This is a genomic window from Pantanalinema rosaneae CENA516 (assembly GCF_050753385.1).
Taxonomy (GTDB): domain Bacteria; phylum Cyanobacteriota; class Cyanobacteriia; order Leptolyngbyales; family Leptolyngbyaceae; genus Pantanalinema; species Pantanalinema rosaneae.
The window spans coordinates 15210-35730 of sequence record NZ_JBLZFZ010000053.1 but is presented as its reverse complement, the minus strand read 5'-3'; the positions used below and the strand labels follow the sequence as shown (position 1 = coordinate 35730).

Sequence of the window (20521 nt, the reverse complement as noted above, 5' to 3'; positions counted from 1 at the left end):
TCCTATTTCTCTGAAACCGGACAACCTACCCATCTTCCTTACAGCATCACTCTACGATCTTGCCCAATGGGCTTTACGGCTCTTGAATGCCCTGACAGAGTTTTTGGGGTAGTTGGTAAATCATGCGTTGAAACACGGCACAATCCTGAAGACCGTGGGATAGAATCAAGGCACCCTGAATTGCCATGATCGCATCTTCGCCACGTTGCTTAGCTAAGTCTGCCTCTAATCCGGCAGCCATCAATCTATTGGCGATCGCTTCAATCCATTGGGAAAATGCCCAGCGAATTTGGGAATGGAAGAGGTCGTCGCTTGTTTGTTCCAACACTAATACGGCCCACAGGCAAGAGTTTTGACCGTAATTGAAGAAGCGATTCACCTCTTCCACCATTGCCTGAATAGCCGCGATCGTACTGGCTTGAGCATTCTGTGGAGAAAGGAGCGGCAGAATCGTGGTTTCTAACCACTGATTGACATGGGTTAAGGCGGCAGCCGCCATTTCTGCCTTGCCTCCTGGAAAGTGATGATAGAGGCTAGCCTTGCCTAAACCAGTTGCCTGAGAGATTTTGGCAAGGGTGACCCCAGCATAACCAAATTGCCGAAATAGCTTTAGTAACGTGGGTACATAGGTTTGTTTAGACATTGCCAGCCCCAAAAATCGGTCGATCGCCCATTATACCGAACGAACGGTAAGGAAATCATTGACCGCTTTGTTCCGCTGCTCAATCGAAAATTTTTGAGCTAAAAACCACTATGCATCTATCTAGCGACAGATTTATTTTTATTCGTTTAAATAAATACTGGGAAAAGGTCTCAATGATTCAATAGCCCTCTGTACTTAGCCTCCACTGACCTCGCCATGGTTGCATCGCTCCCAGAGCATCCGCCCTCACAAGTTTCTCAACGTTTCTCAGGAGAATAAATGTACGCTGATTTATTGTGTTCCTGAGTTCATGAGTAAGTGGGTAGTTCGATTTGCGATCGTGTTTACTGTCCTGATGGGGCTATTGGTACTCCTGGGTTGGCAGTTTCAGCTTGATGAACTAAAGCAGGGACTCCTGAACTATCCGGCAACCATGAAAGCCAACTCAGCGATTTGTTTTGTGTTGGCAGGGCTAACGCTAGGAGCATTGCAGCTTGAACCCGCACTCAAGTCGCGATCGCAGCAACAGCGCTTACGCCTCCTGAGTGCCAGTCTAGTATGGGTCATTATTGTGATTAGCGTCTTGACCCTGAGTGAGTACCTGTTAGGCTGGAATTTAGGAATTGATGAGCGATTCTTTCGAGATGTTGCTGAATGGGGGCAACCTTACCCAGGACGGATGGGTGAAGTAACCGCGATCAACTTCATCCTCGTAGGAACAATCCTGTTTTACTTACGGCAGAACAATCCTCACGGCGATCGCATTGCCCAAATGTTGGCATGTTTGGCATTGTTAATTGCCCTGTTGCCCCTACTGGGATATTTGTTTGGTGCCAAGATTTTTTATGAATTTCTGTTGGAAACTGCGATCGCGTCTCCCGCCGTTGCCATTACCTTAATTGTGTTTTTGCTTGGAGTATTAGCGCTCCATTGCGATCGGGGATTGATGCAGATCATCACCAGCCCGTTGCCGGGGGGCAGTATGGCACGGCACTTGTTACCCTGGGTGATCGGATTGCCGCTATTGATCAACTGGTTAACGTTTCAGGGAGAACAGCAGCAGTGGTATACCACGGAGTTTGGTCATGCCAGTCGGACTATTGTTTCCATAACACTACTGGCAAGCGTGGTTTGGTGGACAGCCCAATCTTTGAATCAGACGGAGCAACGCCGCCAGCAAACTGAAGCAGGATTACACGAGTTAGATCAGCAATTCCGACAGGCGATCAGCAATGCCCCGATTCCAATAATTCTGCATACCGACGATGGGGCAATTTTACAGATTAGTCATACCTGGACAGAGATTACTGGATATGCCCCTGCGGAAATGCCCACTATTGCCGCTTGGACGGTGCTGGCTTATGGAGAACAACACTACAGTGTCCAGACCAAAATTCGTCAGCTTTATACGCTGAGTCAGCGGATCGCAGAGCATGAGTTTGAAATCCGTACCCGCCAGGGAGAAGCCCGAATTTGGGACTTTTTCTCTGCTCCGATCGGGAGTCTGGCAGATGGCAGACGAATGGTTATGAGTGCCGCGATCGACGTGACAGAGCGCCGACGGGCAGAACTGGCATTACAACAACTGAATATAGAGTTAGAACAACGGGTGGCTGAACGCACCACTGCTCTGATGGCTGCCAACGATCGCCTACGTCAGGAACTTACTGAACGCCAACAACTCGAACGAGAACTGGCAGAACGCCAACAACTCCTGGATCAATTCTTCAATGCTGCCAGTGCTGCCAATATTGGTTTGTGTATCCACGATCCACAGCTCCGGTATCTTAAAGTCAATCAAGCGTTAGCCGCAAGCAATGGTATTGCCATTGAGGCACACCTGGGGCGAACCGTTACAGAACTATTACCAGACCTGGCTCCAACAATTACTCCATTGCTTCAACAGGTGTTAACTACAGGACACCCGATCGCGGCTCAAGAGGTACGGGGTACCACAGCCGCCTATCCCAACCAACTGCTGGACTGGCGGGTGTCCTACTTCCCAATTTTCAATCATGCCCATCAGGTGATGGCGGTGGGAGTGATGGTGATTGATATTACGGAGCGCAAACGGGCAGAGCAGTTGATGCAAGCGAGTGAAGCCCGCTATCGCGCCATTATCGAAGATCAAACCGAACTAATCTGTCGCTATTTGCCCGATGGCACCATTCAATTTGTCAATCAAGCCTACTGCCGCTACTTTGGGTTAAATCAAGCTGATCTGATTGGTAAAAACTATGCTCCGGTCATCTTTGCCGCCGACCAGGAGCGGGTGGCTCAACTCGTGCGATCGATGACTGCGAATAATCCTACTGTCTTGATTGAAAACCGAGTTTTAGTCGGTCAAGAAGTGCGGTGGACTCAGTGGATTAACCGCATGTTATTTGATCCGCAGGGACAGTTTATTGAATATCAATCCGTTGGTCGCGATATTACTAAACTGAAGCAGGTAGAAGCCACATTGCAAGAAAAGCAAGCCCTACTTAGTGGCATTATTAGCGGTAGCCACGATATCATTGCGGCGGTCGATCGCAACCTGCATCTGATTGCCTTTAACCAGACCTATCACGATGAGTTTCTCAAAATCTTTGGTTATGATGTGCAACTCGGTACCAATCTGCGGCAGGCGTTAGCCCATTTACCGATCGAACAGGCAAGAGTGATTGAGCTATGGCAACGGGCACTGGCTGGCAACGAGTTTACCATCACAGAGAAATTTGGCGATACCACCCGCCAACAGAATTACTATGAGGTGAGTTATAGTGTGATTCGGGATGCCCAGGGGCAGCAGATCGGCGCTACGGTGATAGCGCGGGATGTCAGCGATCGCCAGCGCACAGAACAGTTGTTACGGGAGAGTGAAGAACGCTATCGGTCTGTAGTGACAGCCATGACGGAAGGGGTGGTGTTGCAGCAGGCAACCGGGGAAATTACCGCCTGGAATCAAAGTGCAGAACGGATTTTAGGATTAACGGCAGAACAGCTATTAGGGCAAACCTCAATGGAGCTTGATCTCCACACAGTGCGGGAAGATGGCTCTATTTTTCCCGGTAATCAGCATCCGGCAATGGTCACGCTCAGAACTGGCAAACCCCAGTCCGATGTGATCATGGGCATCCGTCAAACCAGGGGCACTACCTGGATTGCGATTAATTCCCAGCCACTCTGCTACCCGGATCACCCCCAGCCCTATGCGGTAGTCACTTCTTTTACCGACATCACGGCGCATAAGCTGGCAGAAGAACGATTGCGGGATAGCGAAGCCCGCTTCCGCAGTGCCTTTGATGATGCGGCGATCGGGATGGCATTAGTCGCGTTAGATGGTAAATTTTTACAGGTGAATCGAGCGTTGTGCGAGATAGTTGGTTACCCTGCTGCCGAACTGGTGAAACTGAATTTTCAAAATATTACCTTTCCTGATGATTTGGACAATGATTTACGGTATGCTGGAAAGCTGCTGAAAGGCGAAATCTCTGCCTACCAAATGGAAAAACGCTATATTCATCAACAGGGATATAGTGTTTGGGTATTGCTGAATGGCTCGCTGGTGCGGGATGCATCCGGTCAACCACTATACTTTATTGCTCAGGTACAGGATATCAGCGATCGCAAACAAGCGGAACAAGCCTTGGAACTTCAGGCGGTCATTACCCGCAACATCGCGGAAGGAATTTGTTTGATTCGTGCCGCCGATGGCATTATTGTGTATGCCAATCCCAAATTTGAGCAAATGTTTGGCTATGAGCCGAATGAACTGACCGGGCAGCATGTCTCAACTTTGAACTATGAGGATGTGCAGACATACACCCAACAAGTTGCCCAGAGCCTGATAGACACAATCATTGCCTGCGGAGAAGCTACCTATGAAGTCCATAATGTAAAGAAAAACGGGATACCGTTTTGGTGTCGAGCCTCCTCCTCCATCTTTGAGCATCCTGAACATGGCATCGTGCTCGTCGCGGTTCAACAGGATATTACTGAGCATAAACAGGTCGAAGCCAAAATTCACGCCTCGCTTAAAGAAAAGGAAGTTCTCCTCAAAGAAATCCATCACCGAGTCAAGAATAATTTGCAAATTGTTGATGGGTTATTAAAAATGCAATCTCGCCGAACTCAAGACCCCCAAATCAATGCCGTGTTACGAGATAGCCAAAGTCGCATTGCCTCGATCGCGCTAGTGCATGAGAAACTATATCGTTCTGCCGATCTGGCAAATATTGACTTTGCTCAATACGTGCGGGAGTTAACCAGCCATCTGCTAGAGTCCTACAACATCAATGCTCAGACCATTCAGTTGCATACTCAAGCCACAGGAGTATTTTTTGATATTGAAACAGCAATTCCCTGTGGGCTAATTATCAACGAACTGGTTTCTAATGCCCTCAAGTATGCGTTTCCCAATCTGGGGACTGGGGATATTTGGATCGAGATCCAGTCCAATGATGATCAGACATGGACTCTGCACATTTGGGATAACGGAGTGGGCTTACCGCCAGAGTTTGATATTACCAATACTCGCTCCTTGGGCATGACTCTGATTCAGGGGTTAGTAGAACAACTGGAAGGGAGCCTGAGCATCACCAGCCATCAGGGGAGTGATTTTAGCATTATTTTTCCAGAGAACAAATCGTAATGATGGACCCGCCTTTATCAAATCTGCCCTCGACTCAAGCGACCCAGATTCTAGTCGTTGAGGATGAGCAGGTGATTGCTATCAATCTGCGCGAATCCCTAGAATCTCTGGGGTATGGTGTGCCTGCCCTGGCGGCGACGGGTGCGGCTGCGATCGCCAAAGCCACCGAACTGCGTCCCGATTTAGTGCTGATGGATATTCGGCTGAAGGGCGAGATGGATGGCATTCAAGCTGCCGAACAAATTTGGCAAACCCTGCAAATTCCCGTGATCTATGTGACGGGACATTCGGATCAAAGCACCCTGGAACGGGCAAAAGTCACCGCTCCGTTTGGCTATATTCTAAAGCCGATCGGGGAAAAAGAACTTTATATTGCCATTGAAACTGCCTTACAACGCTGTGCGCGAGAGCAACTCCTTTTGGCAGTATTTCGCAGTATGGGGGATGGGGTGGTCGTTGCCGATGCCCAACGGCGAGTGAAATTCCTCAACTCAATGGCAGAACAGTTAACCGGGTGGAGTCAGGAGGAAGCAAGAAATCAGGCCCTGGCTGATGTTTTACGAATTGTGGAGCAACCAACCCAAACGCCAGTGCTCGATCGCTGGATTGATACCGTTCTCACAACCTCCACACCGATTTATCTAGAAGATCCGTTCCTCCTGATTTCTAAACAGGGCATTGAAATTCCGATTGCCGATAGCATTACCTCCTTACAGGATAGTCGCGGCAATGTCACAGGGATTGTGATTGTCTTTCGGGATGTTACCCAACGCTTGCTCGCCGCAGAACGCGATCTAGCCGTGGAACGGGCTAAACAACTGGAAGTGCAAATGGCAGAATTGCAACGGTTGAATGATCTGAAAGAGGACTTTTTGGCAACGGTCTCCCATGAGTTACGCACGCCTCTGTCCAACATTCAATTAGCTACCCGGATGCTAACCATCATCCTGGATCAGTTTGGCATTTTAGCCCAGGAATCAGAGGCAGGTTCCGTGGCATTGGGGCGGTATATTAATATCCTTAAGGAACAGTCCGATCAGGAATTGCGGCTGGTCAACGATTTACTCGATATGCAGCGGTTAAACGCAGAAGCCTATCCCCTGGATTTGTCAGTTGTGCAACTTCAGGACTGGATACCCCATTTGTTAGAGCCGTTCGTTGCCCGAATGCAGATGAACCAGCAACGGTTACACATTGATCTTCCTACGGATCTACCCGCGATCCAAACCGATACCCATGTGTTAACTCGGATTGTCTCGGAACTGATGAATAATGCCTGTAAATACACGCCTCCGGGCTGCGAAATTACAGTAACCATGCATATTGTCAATCCGGATGATCGTCCAGTTGATCTGCCCTATGTCGCGATCGCCATCAGTAATTCGGGGAGCGAAATTCCGGCGGCGGAACTCGATCGCGTGTTTGATGCCTTTTACCGAATTCCCCAAACCGATCGGTGGGCAAAAGGCGGCACAGGCTTAGGCTTGGCACTGGTGAAAAAGTTCGTCGGGTATTTGGGGGGTTCAGTACAGGTCGCTAGCGCCGCCGCCCAAACTTGCTTTACCGTTTATTTACCACTTTGTCCCCTGGTTGAGGAAGTCTAAGGGATAGGAATTACAGCCGTTGTCGGATGAATAAACCACAGTGAAGATGGAGAATGGGGAATGGGGAGTAGGGAGTGGTGTGGTTTAGCCACGTGAAAATTGCTGTAAATCAGTTCAAGATTGGGTCAGAGCGGGTTTAGCAGAACAGTTGGCGGATTTATTTCATCCATAATCCTAAGAGTTGGCATCCACCGGTTGTCGCGATCGCTGCTCGATCGGTAAATAGGTGATCTGATGGTCACCCGTATACCGTTGGGTGGGACGGAAGATGCGGTTGGCTTCCAGTTGTTCTTTCCAATGGGCTAACCAGCCAGCAACTCGGGCGATCGCAAACATCGGCGTAAACAAATCTTGAGGAATACCTAGTCGGTGATAGACCAGCCCAGAGTAAAAATCAACATTGGCATGAATGCCTCGCTCACCTAGCCGATCTTCTACCACCCGTTCTAATTCCAGCGCTATATCGTAAAGTGGGTCGTAACCCAGATCTGTAAACAGTTGTTCTGCCAAACTTTGCAAAATAGTGGCGCGAGGATCTTTCACCTTATACACCCGATGCCCAAAACCCATAATCTTCTGATGTGTTTGGATACATTGGTCTATATAAGCACTGACATTTTCCACGGAGCCGATCGTTTGCAGCATCTCCAACGCATCTTCAGCGGCTCCTCCATGCAGAGGGCCAGCTAAGGTGCCAACGGCGGAAGCAATCACCCCATAGGGATCGGTCAAGGTAGAGGCGGTGACTAATGCCGAGAACGTGGAGGTATTCATCGTATGTTCGGCGTGCAGAATCAAGCAGCGATCGAACACTTGCGCTGCCAGGGGAGAGGGTTCCTGCTCGGTCAACATATACAGAAAGTTAGCGGCATAATCTAAGTCATCATTGGGCATGACCGGATCATTACCATGCCGAATTAATTGAAAGGCGGCAACCATGGTGGGAATCTGTGCCAACAACTGCACGACTGCTTGCCGAATATAGTCGGGATTGTCCAGATTCCGTTGGGAATAAAATAGCCCCAGGGCTGCCGCCGAGGTTTGTAAGGCATCCATCGGATGTCCTGTTTCTGGAAAGCACTTCAGCATATCCCGAATCCGGTACTTAATCCGGCGATGCTGCTGGATCTCCTGTTTAAAAGCTTCTAGTTCCGATCGAGTTGGTAGTTGTCCCCAAATCAACAAGTATGCCGTTTCAATAAAACTACTTTTCTCGGCAAGTTCGGTAATAGGAATACCCCGATATTCCAGCAGCCCTCGCTGACCATCCACATGGCTAATACTGGACTGGGCAACGGGTACATTACTTAACCCTGGAATATAGTCGCAGTGATAGGCACTCTCTGGCATATCTACCCTCTCTTCTTCGCTATCTCTACCCAACTCTCTGCTTCACAATCCACCATATCGCAGTCCTTCATGATTCGGCTGAACTTTCATATTCCCCACAGGATTGCTATAGATTCGTTGCGTTTTTTATCGTCTTGGTACTAATCCCAGCACATCAGGGGAGCATAAAGATAGAGCAAATCCCTGTATCGGGATGATCCCCTTTCCTCCGGTCACCGACCCACGACTGTTATGACAATGGGAAAACGATATGGTCAATGTAAACAAACTCAACCCAGATGATGGAACCACCGCGCGATCGGAGACACCACCGGAAGAAGTGTTAATGTCCGAGTTGATCGATACCGATCGCATTGATCCCATCAGTGAAGCGCTGTTAGAAGATCAGCCGGGTAGCGAGCAACGCATCTTCAAATTGCGGCTACCCGACCACCTGGGCAGTGGCGTGACGGGTGGCGATCCTGATGATGACTGGTATCAGGCAGAAGTGGTGGGCGAAGAGGCGGTCGGTGGCGATAATCCCACCCCGGATCAGAATGTCACCGAAGAGTTGCAGCGATCGATGGGGATTACAGCTACAGAAGGGGAAGCGGTTCGCACCCACAATAAGCTGCAATGGCGAGATCATCAACGCTGGGAACTCAATCCCGAATCAGCCGAAGACTACCAGGAGCGCGATTAGGCAGAGACTGAACGGGGGATAGCTGAGGATATCCGATCGGTCAAATTCATGGGGCTAACCGCTGGATCTCCCAACTCCCTTGCGGATCGGGTGTATAGAGAAAGCGATCGTGCAAGCGATCGGGGCGACCCTGCCAGAACTCGAAGCTAGTAGGCTGCACTCGATACCCCCCCCAAAAGGAGGGTAAGGGAATTTCGTGGTGGAGAAACTTTTGCTTCAGCTTTTCCATTTCCATCAGGAGCACTTGCCGCGAGGAAATCACGGAACTTTGTGCCGAACACCAGGCACCTAACTGATTTCCCCGGGGGCGAGAGGTGAAATAAGCAAAGGATTCGGCGGCGGAAATCTTGCTTGCCTGTCCGGTGATCTGCACCTGGCGTTGTAATGGCAACCACAGAAATAGCAAGGCTACGGAGGGATTTTCACTGATTTGCCGCGCCTTTCGACTCTCGTAGTTGGTAAAAAAGACTAAGCCATCGCGATCGAAATATTTCAGTAACACCGTCCGGACTAATGGTTGTCCCGTGGGAGAGGCTGTGGCTAACACCATTGCGTTGGGTTCTAGCACCTCGGCATGGCAAGCCTGCTGAAACCACCGTTCAAATTGCTGAAACGGATCGGGGTGCAAATCCTGGCGGTTCAGTTCTGCTGCCGTATAGTTTTCGCGTAACTCATGAATATTCATTGCCTGCATTCCAGCAAAAAATCAGCAATCCTATTCAAGTTACCGTATTCGCTTCTCTTCGATCGCACCCTGCTTTGAAATTTCAGGCGATCAGGCGCAGCACAGTAACCCCATAACCTCGATCACAGGTCTTTGGCTTTAATCGGCAAGGTAATGATGAACTCTGTGCCCTGGGGTGGGGTCGAGTGAACCTCGATCGTGCCAGCATGGTTTTCTACGACAATCTGGTGAGCGATCGCCAAGCCCAGCCCAGTGCCTTTACCAACGGCTTTGGTTGTAAATAAATGGTCGAAAATGCGGGATTTTACGGTTTCTGGAATGCCTAACCCATTGTCAGTAATCTGAATTTGCACCGATTGGCTATCGAACACCTGAGTCGTAATTTCAATCTGGTTCGGATTTGCCTTAATGGTATCTAAATCACGTCCTACATTTGCTTCTTCCAACGCATCGATCGCATTGGCGAGAACGTTCATAAAGACCTGATTTAATTGCCCCGGAAAACATTCGATCGAGGGGAGTTCGCCATACTTTCTAATCACCTCAATCTCAGGGCGATTGTCATTGGCTTTCAGGCGATGTTTGAGGATCAGGATGGTACTATCCAGCCCTTCATGAATATTAAACAGAACTTTGTAATCTTTATCCGCCCGCGAAAAGGTGCGAAGACTGGTACTGATGTTACGGATGCGATCGATCCCTAGCTTCATCGAGTTTAAGAGTTTGGGTAGATCATCACGCACATAGTCCAGGTCGATCGTTTCAATTTCATCCTGAATGTCAGGTGTGGGGTTAGGATAGGTCTGCTGGTACAGATCAATTAATCCCAACAGATCTTTAACATACCCTTCCGCTGGCTGCAAATTACCGGATAAAAACCCCACTGGGTTATTAATCTCATGGGCAACTCCCGCTACCAGATTCCCTAACGCGGACATCTTCTCATTCTGAATCAATTGCAGTTGAGTTTGCTGAAGTTGGTGCAACGACTGAGCTAATTCGGCAGTACGTTCCTGCACCCGTTGTTCCAGTGTTTGGGTGAGATGCGTAATCTTCAGGTGCAGTTTTAAGCGTGCTACGACTTCCTCTTGCTGAAAGGGTTTGGTAATATAATCGACAGCGCCAATATCGAATCCTTTCACCTTGTCACGGGTATCCGATAACGCGGTCATAAAAATAATCGGGATGTTTTGCGTGATGGGATTTGCCTTCAAACGGCGACAGGTTTCAAAGCCGTCGAAACCGGGCATCATCACATCTAGCAGAATTAAGTCGGGGGTAATATACTCAGCTTGTTCGATCGCGGATTCACCATCGGTTGCCATCAACGCCTTCCAACCATGTCCCTGAATTGCTTCTGACAGCACCTTTAAATTATTAGGATTATCGTCAACCAACAAAATATGCACAGGCTTTGAAATATCTGATGTCATTACCGAGACTCCGTGGTGACAAATGCTTTAAGAAATTTACGGATTTTACCAGTTTGAAAGGTTTCAGTCAGCTTACTTAATTCAGCCACAAAGGGTGTGAGTTGAGGCTTGGCTTGTAATTGCTCTAACATTTGTTCAATCGCTGGAATATCACCCATCATGGCTAGATGATAAAGCTGTTGCAACTCTGTAGAGGATGGTAATACCCATTCAGTTGCCAAGGTGGAGTCCTGCGAATTGGTGATTGCCTTTTTGTGAGCCGGAGAAGCGGAACGTTTGTATAGCCAATCCACCCCTAACAGCGATCGCAATGTACTAAATAAATCATCGATTTGCAGAGGTTTGGGGAGGAATGCCTTAGCCCCGGCCTGTAAGCTCCGTTCGCGATCGGCTTCAAATACACTTGCACTCACAACAATGATGGGAATGGCACTTGTGAGGGGATCTGCTTGCAATAACATAGTTAACTCAAACCCATCCACATTGGGCATGGCTAAATCCAGCAAAATGGCATCCGGTTGGTGGACTGTCGCTAACTCTAAACCCTGATTGCCATCGATCGCCGCTAACACACGGCAACCAATACCTTGCAAAATGGTGGCAACAATCGATCGGTGGTTGGCATCGTCATCGACAATTAATAGTTGAGGGGCATCACCTCCCACGCCAATAATTTCTTCACTAATTAAAGAATGCCCCGTTTCCTGCCAATTCTGCAAAACAGGAACAGTCAGATCAAACCAAAATAAGCTACCTTCTCCTAAGTGGCTCTGTACCTGAATTTGGCTATTCATCAACGCCACAATCTTTTGGCTAATCGTTAAGCCCAACCCCGTTCCCTCTGGACGTTGTTTCGATTCGCCCACCTGCTCAAATGGTAAAAAGATCTTTTCTAACTGATCCGCCGACATGCCGATCCCAGTGTCTTCAATCTGGAAGCGTAAGGTTGCGGTGGCAGATTCGGTCATGGTTGTACTATGGGTATTCTCTACAACCTCAACGGTAAAGGTGACACTGCCTTTATCGGTGAATTTAATCGCGTTGCCTAACAGGTTAATCAGCACCTGCCGTAACCGCTTTTCATCCAGTTGCACCGAGGTGGGTAAGCGATCGGCGAGACGGGCATGAAAACTAACACCTTTTTGATCCGCTCGAATACTGCAAATCTCGATCACGCCATGTAAAAAATCGGCTAAATTGGCGGGATTTTCAAATAGTTCCAGTTTCCGGGCTTCAATTTTAGATAGATCGAGAATGTCATTAATCAGCGTTAGGAGATGGGAGCCACACTGGTGAATCACATCAATGCCCTGCAATTCCTTAGACGTTAAGGTTGTCGATCGCTGCAAAATTTGGGCATATCCCAAAATACCATTCAACGGAGTGCGTAACTCATGGCTCATATTGGCTAAAAACTCACTCTTTGCCTGGTTGGCAGCGTCCGCCGCTTGCTTCGCATCCACCAATTCCCGAGTGCGCTCCTCAACTTTTACCTCCAACGTTTTGGAATAATCCAGCAATTGAGCATTTGCCGCTTCCAGTTGTTGATTCGTCACTTCTAAAGTCTGTTGTTTGCGGGAATTGGTTGTAGCAACCACACACCCCATAAACGCCGCGATCGCAGGGGTGACGGGCACCAGCCATCCTCCCAGAAACATGCCATAGCCCCCCGCCAGTAGTCCGCTAGTGATTCCGATCGTGCTCCAGAGAATTCTACCGCCTGGAATCCGGCCAGTAGTCGGGATACCTGCTAACCACCAACTACCCACTGACCCAATCGCCGACCAGAGCAGAATCCAGGCAGAAAACGCCGTCATCGAAAAGCCCTGTAACTGAGTTTGTCCGGTTTTAGCCCCCTGGACGAGGTGGTGGGCAATATTGGCATGGATCACCACACCAGGAGTGGGTTTTTGCGCCGCTAACAAACTGGCACTGAACGGAGTACCAAAAAAATCATTGGTGCTGGCAGCCGTTGAGCCAATGAATACCATGCGATCGCGCATCAGATTGGTGGGGACTTTTCCGGCTAAGACATCCCGCAGAGCGATGGTGTGAAAGGCGGTTTCTGGCCCATGCCAATTCAATAAAATTTGATACCCGCCGAGATCAGAATCAGGATACCCCGCTTCTTGATGATTCATGGGCATGTAAATCTGTTGACCCAGACGAAATTTCTGCTGCTTCTCGTCAATACTCTCTAAGGTAATGCCCTCTGCTTCTAGATACTGAAGGGCAACACGAGTGGCTAATCCGGCTTTGAGTGCGCCCTGTTGTTGGTGATCAACGGCGGTTAACAATGCTCGTCGCACATTGCGATCGCTATCCAGCACTAAATCCGCTAATCCAACCTGGTTGCGCTGTTGTAATTCCGGGGCTGGTTTTACCCGTTCTCCGGTAATTTTCTCGACCCCAATCAAGTTGGGGGTACTGCGGAAGACCTGCACCAGTTGATCGTGTCCCTTACCTTCCGGTAAATCGCGATAAAGATCAAGCCCAATGCTGCGGGGATGCTGCGATCGAATCTTTTCTAATAGTTGTGCCAGTGCCCAGTCCGGGATGGGCCATTTGCCGACGGATTGAATATCCTGTTCGTCGATCGTAACAATAACAATATTTTCCGCCAGTTCTGGTTGCGATCGTCGGCGTACCCATTCGTCACGCAGCTTCCATTCAGGTAAATTAAACAGTCCCAGTGATTGACCAGCAATCACGGCAGCCGCCACACTAGGAGTAATGATCCAAAGGCTACGAGTGCGTCGAACGAAAGCCTGAAATTGACGCCACATAGGTTGCGCGATCGAGAAATTGGTTAGGGTCAGGGTAGGGATAATCAGGTGAAAGCGGTTGTGAGAAATGATTGGGGCAAGTATTTCTCACAACCTGGATAGGGTTAATTCGGATTAATTAGCTGTTGCGACGATCGGTGCAGTGCTAATCTCCTGTAAGCCTACAGAGGACATCAGTTCAGCCCATTGCTTGGTCAGGGTGTCATTGGTGGGTTGGCTGGCATAGACAGCTGCTAAGGTCGCCGCACAGTCATACCAGACACCATTTTTACCTAATGCCTCGGCTCGTTTTAAAGCATCTTCCTGGTGCAGACTGGCGCTGAGTTCAGCACTCGGTTGAATACGCTGAACCCAACCATCCACATAGGGAGTGCTGGGGCCGAGTTGCCCGTCGAGTTTGATTGCCATTAACCATTGGTAGTTTTTGCCAACGGCTAACGCTGGAGCATCACTCGGAAGTGAGATCGGCATGATACCAACCTTATCCGCGATCGGAACGGTCATTTGGTATTGCAGATTGCCAGCGTCATCCTTGAGGCTGAACACGGCTTCTGTGGCGTTGGAGGCAGGAATATACACCAAAAAGGTGGGACGTTCAGACACGGTTGTGCCATAGAAGGTTTGGGGTAACAGCGCAATCAACGCAGCGGGTCCCGTAGCACCAACCATGGATGGATTGATGTAGTAGGTACCAACGCGGGATGCACCGCCAGCAGCCTGTTGGGGTGCACCGTTGCCGACGGCTGGGGTGAATAGATTGCCCCGCGATGCTCCTCCCATCGCTTGTTGGGGCGCACCATTCCCGGCGGCTGGGGTAAATAGATTGCCCCGGGAGGCTCCCCCCGTAGCTTGGCTCGGCGCACCATTCCCGGCGGCTGGGGTAAAGTAACCCCCTCGGGAGGCTCCCCCGGTAGCTTGACTCGGCGCACCATTACTGGCAGTTGGAGTAAAATAACTGCCCCGAGATGCCCCGCCTGTTGCTTGACTGGGCGCACTATTGTTAGGCGGTGGTGTAAATGTCACAGCATAGGCACTGGTACAAGCACTCCCAGTTATGAGTACGAAACTACTCAGCGTACTGGCTAAATATCGACGTTTCATGATATCGCACCTGGTATGTACAACTAAACAATGTGGAGTGAAATCGTGATAGCGCGACAAATCCTGGGTTCAGGATGCCCGTTATCCATAGTGGGGCAACAAGATCTAATTACAAATTCTCCCATTAATAGCATTGATTAATTTGAGAATTGGAATTGGATCTGTCGCCTGAGGGAACACACTGATAACCTGGAATGGACTGAGTGATGGTAAAGCGATCGCCTGTTGCATAAATCCTCATGAAGTCTTGACAGTAAGCGTTACAGGAAATGTCATCACAGCCAGTTACCCACTAACACAAAGGTGGACCAGAAGAACGGATCGCGAAAATCGGTATTCTGGATCAGATGGAGTTGGGCTTGCCGCAGTGCCTCTGCTTTGGTGGTTCCTTTGGCTTGCAATTGGTTATAGAAGCGAGTCATTAACAGGGCGGCGGCTTGATCTTTAACGGGCCACAGCGCCGCGATCGTCGAGCGGGCACCCGATTTCACCGCTAACCCCGCTAATCCCAACACAGCACGATCATCTCCCGTTGCGGTATCACAGGCACTCAGTACCAATAATTCAATTCCTTCAGCACTACCCCGATTTTGTAAGAGTTCTGATAGTTCCTTGACACTGACTTTGCCATCCCAGGTCAACAAGAACGTATCTTCCATCCGGGAACTAAACTGCCCGTGGGTTGCCAGATGCACAATATTTGCCGAGTGGTTTTTCACACGATCGGCCAGGGCGGCGCTAGTAAACTCCTGATTCAGCAATTTAGTCGCCGGAATGGTTTGAGTAATCTCCTGCACCTCCGTTTCCACAGCCGGTAACGCACTAAACCCAACATGGGATTGACTAATGCCACCGACGATCGCGCTAATGCCAGTTTGTTGTAACGGTCGAGCCGCCATCAGTTGCAACCCCGGCGAGAGGGCAATCGCATACTTTTCAATTAAATAGTGCTGACCGTCATACAACGCTGCCATCGGAATATTGCGTAGGCGACCATCCAGTACAAAGACCAGAGTTTTGGTGTGTTGCAAGGCTTGATCAGCTTCGGCAGGACGAATTAACCAGTCATACACCTGTCGGGATAGGCGATCGCGCACTTTTGAGTCGGAAACGGGGTTGAGGGCAACTAACAGATCACTTAACGTCTGGTCAATTTCCGCGTGAGATTTAGGTGTGGCATAGTAGCGTAACGGTTGTCCCGCTGTGGACAGAATCACCGCCAGCCGATCGGGCAGAATGATCGGGTAAACAACGGTAGCGGTCGGATCAACTTGATCAATCTGTTGGGCTTTATCTAAGCAGGCTTCCCGAAAGAAGTTATCCAGTTCAGCAATTTGCAGAGATTCAATTAATTCCCGCGCTTGCACTAAGGTGGCTTGACTGGGCTGACCATCTAAGAGTAGTGCCACTAATTCCCGATACACCGGCTCTACACTCTCTCGAAAGGAGAACTGCACATCGGTATTGACGGCTACCAGATCAGTCCGTAGGGCTTGGAGGGCCTGGATAGCTTCTAGATAAGCGGCGATCGCCTCGGTTCGGTTGCCTGCCTGTGCCTGCAACTGTCCAAAACGCCACGCGGCCTGGGCGGTAATATCGGCGGCTTGTCGCTGACGGGCAATGTTTAGCGATCGCTGCATCAGTTGTCGGGCTTCTGTCCCTTGTTGAGTCCGTTGATACAGTTGCCCCCATTGATATAAAGCATAGGCTTCGGCGGAGGCATCCTGAATCTGTTGGGCAGATTGCACCGTGGCAGCCATTAATGCCGATAAGTCTGTTAACGGTACGAGTTGGGCGGGCTGGTTGAGCCGATTAATGGCAGCCGTAAAATTGATCGCCTGGTAAAGCGTTGTACGGCTAGGCGGCAATTGCCGGAACTGTTGCAGCAGTTGCGGGGCTAAGGCAGTTACCAGTTCGGGTTTGTTGTAGGTCAAAAATAGGTTGAACTGCGCTAACTGAGCCTGGAGGTGTTCACCGGGATTTGTCGCCACCTGTTCTGCTTGCTCAAAATAAGCTAGGGCAGCATCGGGTTGGCTGAGATCCGCCGATGTTTTACCTAGCCCCAGCAGCAGGGAACTAAACTGGGGTTTGGCATCCAGTTTTTGAGCGATCGCCCAGCCCTGGGTAAATACTTGCTGGCTTTTGTCGGGGTCGCCAATGGTTTGAAGGGCTAAACCCAGCGATCGTAACCCGCTAACTTTCACATCTGAATCGGGGAGAGCGGTTAACGTCTGGTTCAAGTTTTCCAATAGCTGTTTCGCTCGACGATAAAAGCCCAGACTTTGTAACGCCTGCGCTTGATTAATCTGACTTCCCACACTGCCGAGGGTATCCCCAGCCTGTTGGTAAAACTTTTGCGCCTGCTGCCATTGTTCGAGGGCGGCTGCCGCTTGTCCCAGATGCAGTTGTAAGCTGGCTTGCGTATTCAATACCTGTGCCCACAGAATCGCATCGGCAGGGGGGCTGGCAGTCTTGAGTAGCGTCAGGCTCTGCTGAATCGCTTGTTGCGCCGCATCCCATTGGTTGAGTTCCTGATATGTCAGGGAAAGATAACTTAAGCTCAGGGCTTGATTGAGGCGATCGCCCTGAGCCTGGTAGTGTTGGGCAGCGGATTGCCAAACCCCAGCCGCTTCGGTAAATCGACCCGATCGATATAGCTCCCGACCTTGTTCCAGGGGCATCGCTGGGCTGGAGGCAACCTGGGTCTGGTTGACCAGAGTGGATGAGTGAAGTGGCACTTGCGACCAGGCGACAGTGGGTAGCATCCCGCTTGTCAGGCAGAAACTTAGCAGTAGCAGATGCCAGGGGAACCGTGGGAAAGAGAGAAGGGACATAGCAAGCAAGGGGGTGGGATGAGGCAGATGGCTAAAGCCCGTCATTGGGGCGGACAACGGCATCAGCATGAACCAGCGAACTTGAACCTAAGTTAGGTTGTGAACTAGCCTAAACCATCAAATGTGAAAATATTGTGACATTGGAGAAAAATAGTTCAATCAGCCGGGGTTTTTAAAGAAACCAAAAATTAGCTTGATATTCACTGAGTCGTCAGTCGCTAAATTGACTCAGATCAGGGCGGTATGGCGGCAGTTGGTTCCAGTTGACCACTACAGTTGATGAAGTGAGGCATGGTGGCTGGGGATGGCTGGGCAACTAATGCGATCGTGCCATCGGCATCACGCTGCCAGCCTGTGACTTCAACAATCATTGGGGCAGGGATGGGAGCCTGGGCAACTGGACGATCGGAGTGACGATAGACCGATAAATCCCGCAGATCCCCCCAGGTGCGATCGCTGGTTACCTGTTGAGTGGGATTCTGGGGGACACCACCCCGTCCTGTTGCCACAAACCGACTGCCTGGTTTCCCAGAGCAATCCGCCACAATTTGCTGGGCAGGATCAACGACAGTTTCTGGCAATACTACTAAACCTGAACTGGGGTCAACATTAAGCGTGTTGACTTGCACTGTCCCACTCACGCCAAATTGGGAACTTGCTGTGATGTCATTGTCTGGGGTGAGTTGAGGGCGAAACTGTAGCCCTAACAATGACTGGGTTGTAATTTGAATATTGCCCCCCCGACCTTGAAAGGCATTCGCAATAATGTCACTGTTTTCTACACCAACGATTACAGGGGAAGTGATGGTAATATTACCGCCATTACCAATGCCGCCCGATGTGGCACTGATGAGGCTATTGTGGCGCAGTAGCATCAGATCTCTCACCTGTAACGTCAGATCACCACTTTCGCCTGAGGCCGTTTGAGCTTGAATACTCCCTTGGCGATCGAGAAACAGCCGATTGGTAACAATCTGAACCTTGCCTCCATTCCCCGTTCCTTGATTGGTTACACTAACGGTGCCGCCATTTGTCAGGGTTAGGGTAGGGGTTGTAATCTGCACCGTACCCGCATTGGCTGAGAGAACATTGGGTAGATCAAACGCTCGCTGAAGCAGTGGTTCTGGGCGAATAACGGCGGAATTAATGCTGCTATTGTTCCCTGGACTGCGCCCACTAATGAAAATTGATTCTGTGGCATTGACGTTGACATTGCCTGCCTCACCAATCACCCACGATGTTGTTGCGATCGCGCCCCCATTTAGAACTTGCAAGCGGGCTGTATCCAGCGTCAAGGTCTGGGCTTTGCCCGTACCATAGGTAATGGCACTAATGTTGCTATAGAGTCCGGCAAAATTGTCTCCAGTGATCGTCGTGTCGGTACTGCGAATCCTGACTTGTCCGGTGGAGCCAGCCGCAAAGGTCACGGAAGAAATTGCCGCACCCCCAGAAACCAAGAGCCTGTTACTGGTAATAGAAAGATTGCCTGCGGATTTAGCACTGCGGGAACTGGTCGTCAGAGAGGTGACCCCTGTAGGGTTGATGGTCGAGGAACCCGATACTTCCACAGATCCAGCTTCGATCGCAATATTGCCACTGGAGGCAAATCTATAGGCAGTGGTGTTAATCCCTGCGCCTTCAGCCAGGATGAAGCGGGGAGCGATCAACCGAATCGCCGAACCTTTGCCGGTATTCAACGCTTCGGAACGAATACCAGTTGTAATAGATGCATCAGGGGATGCACCAACCACCACGATCGCCTCTGAAGCCTGGAGGAGCATCTCACCACCGGGTAGACTACCCAGATTGCTGGACAGCACCATTGAACCATCACTGAATTGCATCCGCCGTCCCTGTAACTGCATCGACCCGGCATTGAATGCGCCCAGACTGGGTAATGCTCCAACTGTTAGCAAGGATTTCTGCATCAGTTGGATGTCACCAAACCGTTGACCAGGCTCATACCCTAACTGATACCCCTGGGAGATGGGGGTCAAACTCACCTGTCCAGGAGCGCTTAAACTACCCAATTCAATGCGTCCCTCGGGGGCATTCAGGGTGGCCCCAGTCAGAGTTAAGTTCCCCCCGACCAGTGCCAGGGTGTTTCCAGGCTGCACCCTCAGTTCTGAAGCACTAGGATTCCGAATGAACGGGGCTAGGATAGTACCGGAGGTAACTGCATGACCTGTGCCTTGCACTGCGATCGCCGCTGGATTGCTCCCCATTTGCAGCCCGATCGGCACACTTATGGTCAACAAAGGTGCTGTAGTGGCATTGGTAGCACTAAACTCTATGCCATCGGCAAACCGGATACTGGTGGCGGTTGTGGCGATGAAGGAACCCCCAAGATTTAATCGCGCATTCGGCCCAAACAGAATCCCACTGGGGTTGAGCAAAAATAAGTTGGCACGACCGTTGGCGCGAATTAAGCCATCGATGTTAGAAAGGCTACCACCTGTGACTCGACTGATAATATTCTGCACATCTACGGCATTGTTGAAGAAGGCAGAACCACCAGTAGGTACTGAGAACTGATTGAAACTATGGAAGAGGTTATTACCAACGCGATCGCCTGCTGTAATCGTAAAGTCATTTCCGGTGGGGGAGACTGTGGTGGAGAGTGTACCATCGGGAGTGATCTGGGCAATAGCAGGCATAGACATCCCGATCGATGCCATCCATAGGGTTAACCAAATTGGGCACAGGGCATGTGCTTTGAGCATCAAGGCATCCTCGATAGGGGGCTGAAGACGTGAATTGATTCCTTGCG

General features: G+C 50.1%; 11 protein-coding genes. 3 read left to right on the top strand and 8 right to left on the bottom strand.

Features of this window, described 5'->3' with window-relative positions; translation table 11 throughout:
* Window positions 1–73: 73 nt before the first annotated feature.
* The gene (locus ACN4EK_RS24615) at window positions 74–643 is read right to left on the bottom strand and encodes a TetR/AcrR family transcriptional regulator (RefSeq protein ID WP_431660925.1); all 570 of its coding nucleotides are present in this window, start codon (window positions 641–643) and stop codon (window positions 74–76) included.
* A 310-nt stretch (window positions 644–953) separates the two neighbouring features.
* Between ACN4EK_RS24615 and ACN4EK_RS24610 the strand changes: the two genes are divergently transcribed.
* Window positions 954–5276, top strand: a complete 4323-nt coding sequence (locus tag ACN4EK_RS24610) for a PAS domain S-box protein (protein WP_431660924.1) — start codon at window positions 954–956, stop codon at window positions 5274–5276.
* Window positions 5276–6880: a hybrid sensor histidine kinase/response regulator gene (locus ACN4EK_RS24605; protein ID WP_431660923.1), complete on the top strand. Its 1605-nt coding sequence runs from the start codon at window positions 5276–5278 to the stop codon at window positions 6878–6880. The genes ACN4EK_RS24610 and ACN4EK_RS24605 overlap by 1 nt, the downstream gene beginning before the upstream one ends.
* Before the next feature lie 174 nt (window positions 6881–7054).
* On the opposite strand, the gene ACN4EK_RS24600 is transcribed toward ACN4EK_RS24605, so the two are convergent.
* Window positions 7055–8230, bottom strand: coding sequence for a citrate synthase (locus ACN4EK_RS24600; protein WP_431660922.1), 1176 nt, complete (start codon window positions 8228–8230; stop codon window positions 7055–7057).
* A gap of 250 nt (window positions 8231–8480) precedes the next feature.
* Here ACN4EK_RS24600 and ACN4EK_RS24595 point away from each other — a divergent pair, with 250 nt between their 5' ends.
* Entirely contained in the window at window positions 8481–8912 is a 432-nt protein-coding gene (locus ACN4EK_RS24595; protein WP_431660921.1) for a DUF6335 family protein, read from the top strand.
* Window positions 8913–8958: 46 nt separating this feature from the next.
* Here the strand turns inward: ACN4EK_RS24595 and pdxH are convergent, their stop codons facing one another.
* The 6 genes from pdxH to ACN4EK_RS24565 form a co-directional block, all read right to left on the bottom strand.
* Window positions 8959–9597 carry a pyridoxamine 5'-phosphate oxidase gene (gene pdxH / locus ACN4EK_RS24590; protein ID WP_431660920.1) on the bottom strand — a complete coding sequence of 213 codons (639 nt, stop codon included), beginning with the start codon at window positions 9595–9597 and terminating at the stop codon, window positions 8959–8961.
* A 122-nt stretch (window positions 9598–9719) separates the two neighbouring features.
* Window positions 9720–11030: a sensor histidine kinase gene (locus ACN4EK_RS24585; protein ID WP_431660919.1), complete on the bottom strand. Its 1311-nt coding sequence runs from the start codon at window positions 11028–11030 to the stop codon at window positions 9720–9722.
* Entirely contained in the window at window positions 11030–13816 is a 2787-nt protein-coding gene (locus tag ACN4EK_RS24580) for a CHASE2 domain-containing protein (protein ID WP_431660918.1), read from the bottom strand. Before ACN4EK_RS24580 ends, ACN4EK_RS24585 begins: the two co-directional genes overlap by 1 nt.
* Before the next feature lie 114 nt (window positions 13817–13930).
* A complete protein-coding gene (locus ACN4EK_RS24575) occupies window positions 13931–14917 on the bottom strand; it encodes a DUF928 domain-containing protein (RefSeq protein ID WP_431660917.1) in 987 nt (328 codons plus the stop codon).
* A gap of 275 nt (window positions 14918–15192) precedes the next feature.
* Window positions 15193–17682 (bottom strand): CHAT domain-containing protein, encoded by a 2490-nt coding sequence (locus ACN4EK_RS24570; protein ID WP_431660916.1) that lies wholly within the window; start codon window positions 17680–17682, stop codon window positions 15193–15195.
* 302 nt (window positions 17683–17984) lie between these two features.
* The gene (locus ACN4EK_RS24565) at window positions 17985–20474 is read right to left on the bottom strand and encodes a two-partner secretion domain-containing protein (protein ID WP_431660915.1); all 2490 of its coding nucleotides are present in this window, start codon (window positions 20472–20474) and stop codon (window positions 17985–17987) included.
* Window positions 20475–20521 lie beyond the last annotated feature (47 nt).

What these genes read in the sequence shown, in the direction of transcription:
- ACN4EK_RS24615 (WP_431660925.1), bottom strand. Translation starts at nt 643, where the DNA reads ATGTCTAAACAAACCTATGTACCCACGTTACTAAAGCTATTTCGGCAA.
- ACN4EK_RS24610 (WP_431660924.1), top strand. Translation starts at nt 954, where the DNA reads ATGAGTAAGTGGGTAGTTCGATTTGCGATCGTGTTTACTGTCCTGATG.
- ACN4EK_RS24605 (WP_431660923.1), top strand. Translation starts at nt 5,276, where the DNA reads ATGATGGACCCGCCTTTATCAAATCTGCCCTCGACTCAAGCGACCCAG.
- ACN4EK_RS24600 (WP_431660922.1), bottom strand. Translation starts at nt 8,230, where the DNA reads ATGCCAGAGAGTGCCTATCACTGCGACTATATTCCAGGGTTAAGTAAT.
- ACN4EK_RS24595 (WP_431660921.1), top strand. Translation starts at nt 8,481, where the DNA reads ATGGTCAATGTAAACAAACTCAACCCAGATGATGGAACCACCGCGCGA.
- pdxH (WP_431660920.1), bottom strand. Translation starts at nt 9,597, where the DNA reads ATGAATATTCATGAGTTACGCGAAAACTATACGGCAGCAGAACTGAAC.
- ACN4EK_RS24585 (WP_431660919.1), bottom strand. Translation starts at nt 11,030, where the DNA reads ATGACATCAGATATTTCAAAGCCTGTGCATATTTTGTTGGTTGACGAT.
- ACN4EK_RS24580 (WP_431660918.1), bottom strand. Translation starts at nt 13,816, where the DNA reads ATGTGGCGTCAATTTCAGGCTTTCGTTCGACGCACTCGTAGCCTTTGG.
- ACN4EK_RS24575 (WP_431660917.1), bottom strand. Translation starts at nt 14,917, where the DNA reads ATGAAACGTCGATATTTAGCCAGTACGCTGAGTAGTTTCGTACTCATA.
- ACN4EK_RS24570 (WP_431660916.1), bottom strand. Translation starts at nt 17,682, where the DNA reads ATGCTACCCACTGTCGCCTGGTCGCAAGTGCCACTTCACTCATCCACT.
- ACN4EK_RS24565 (WP_431660915.1), bottom strand. Translation starts at nt 20,474, where the DNA reads ATGCTCAAAGCACATGCCCTGTGCCCAATTTGGTTAACCCTATGGATG.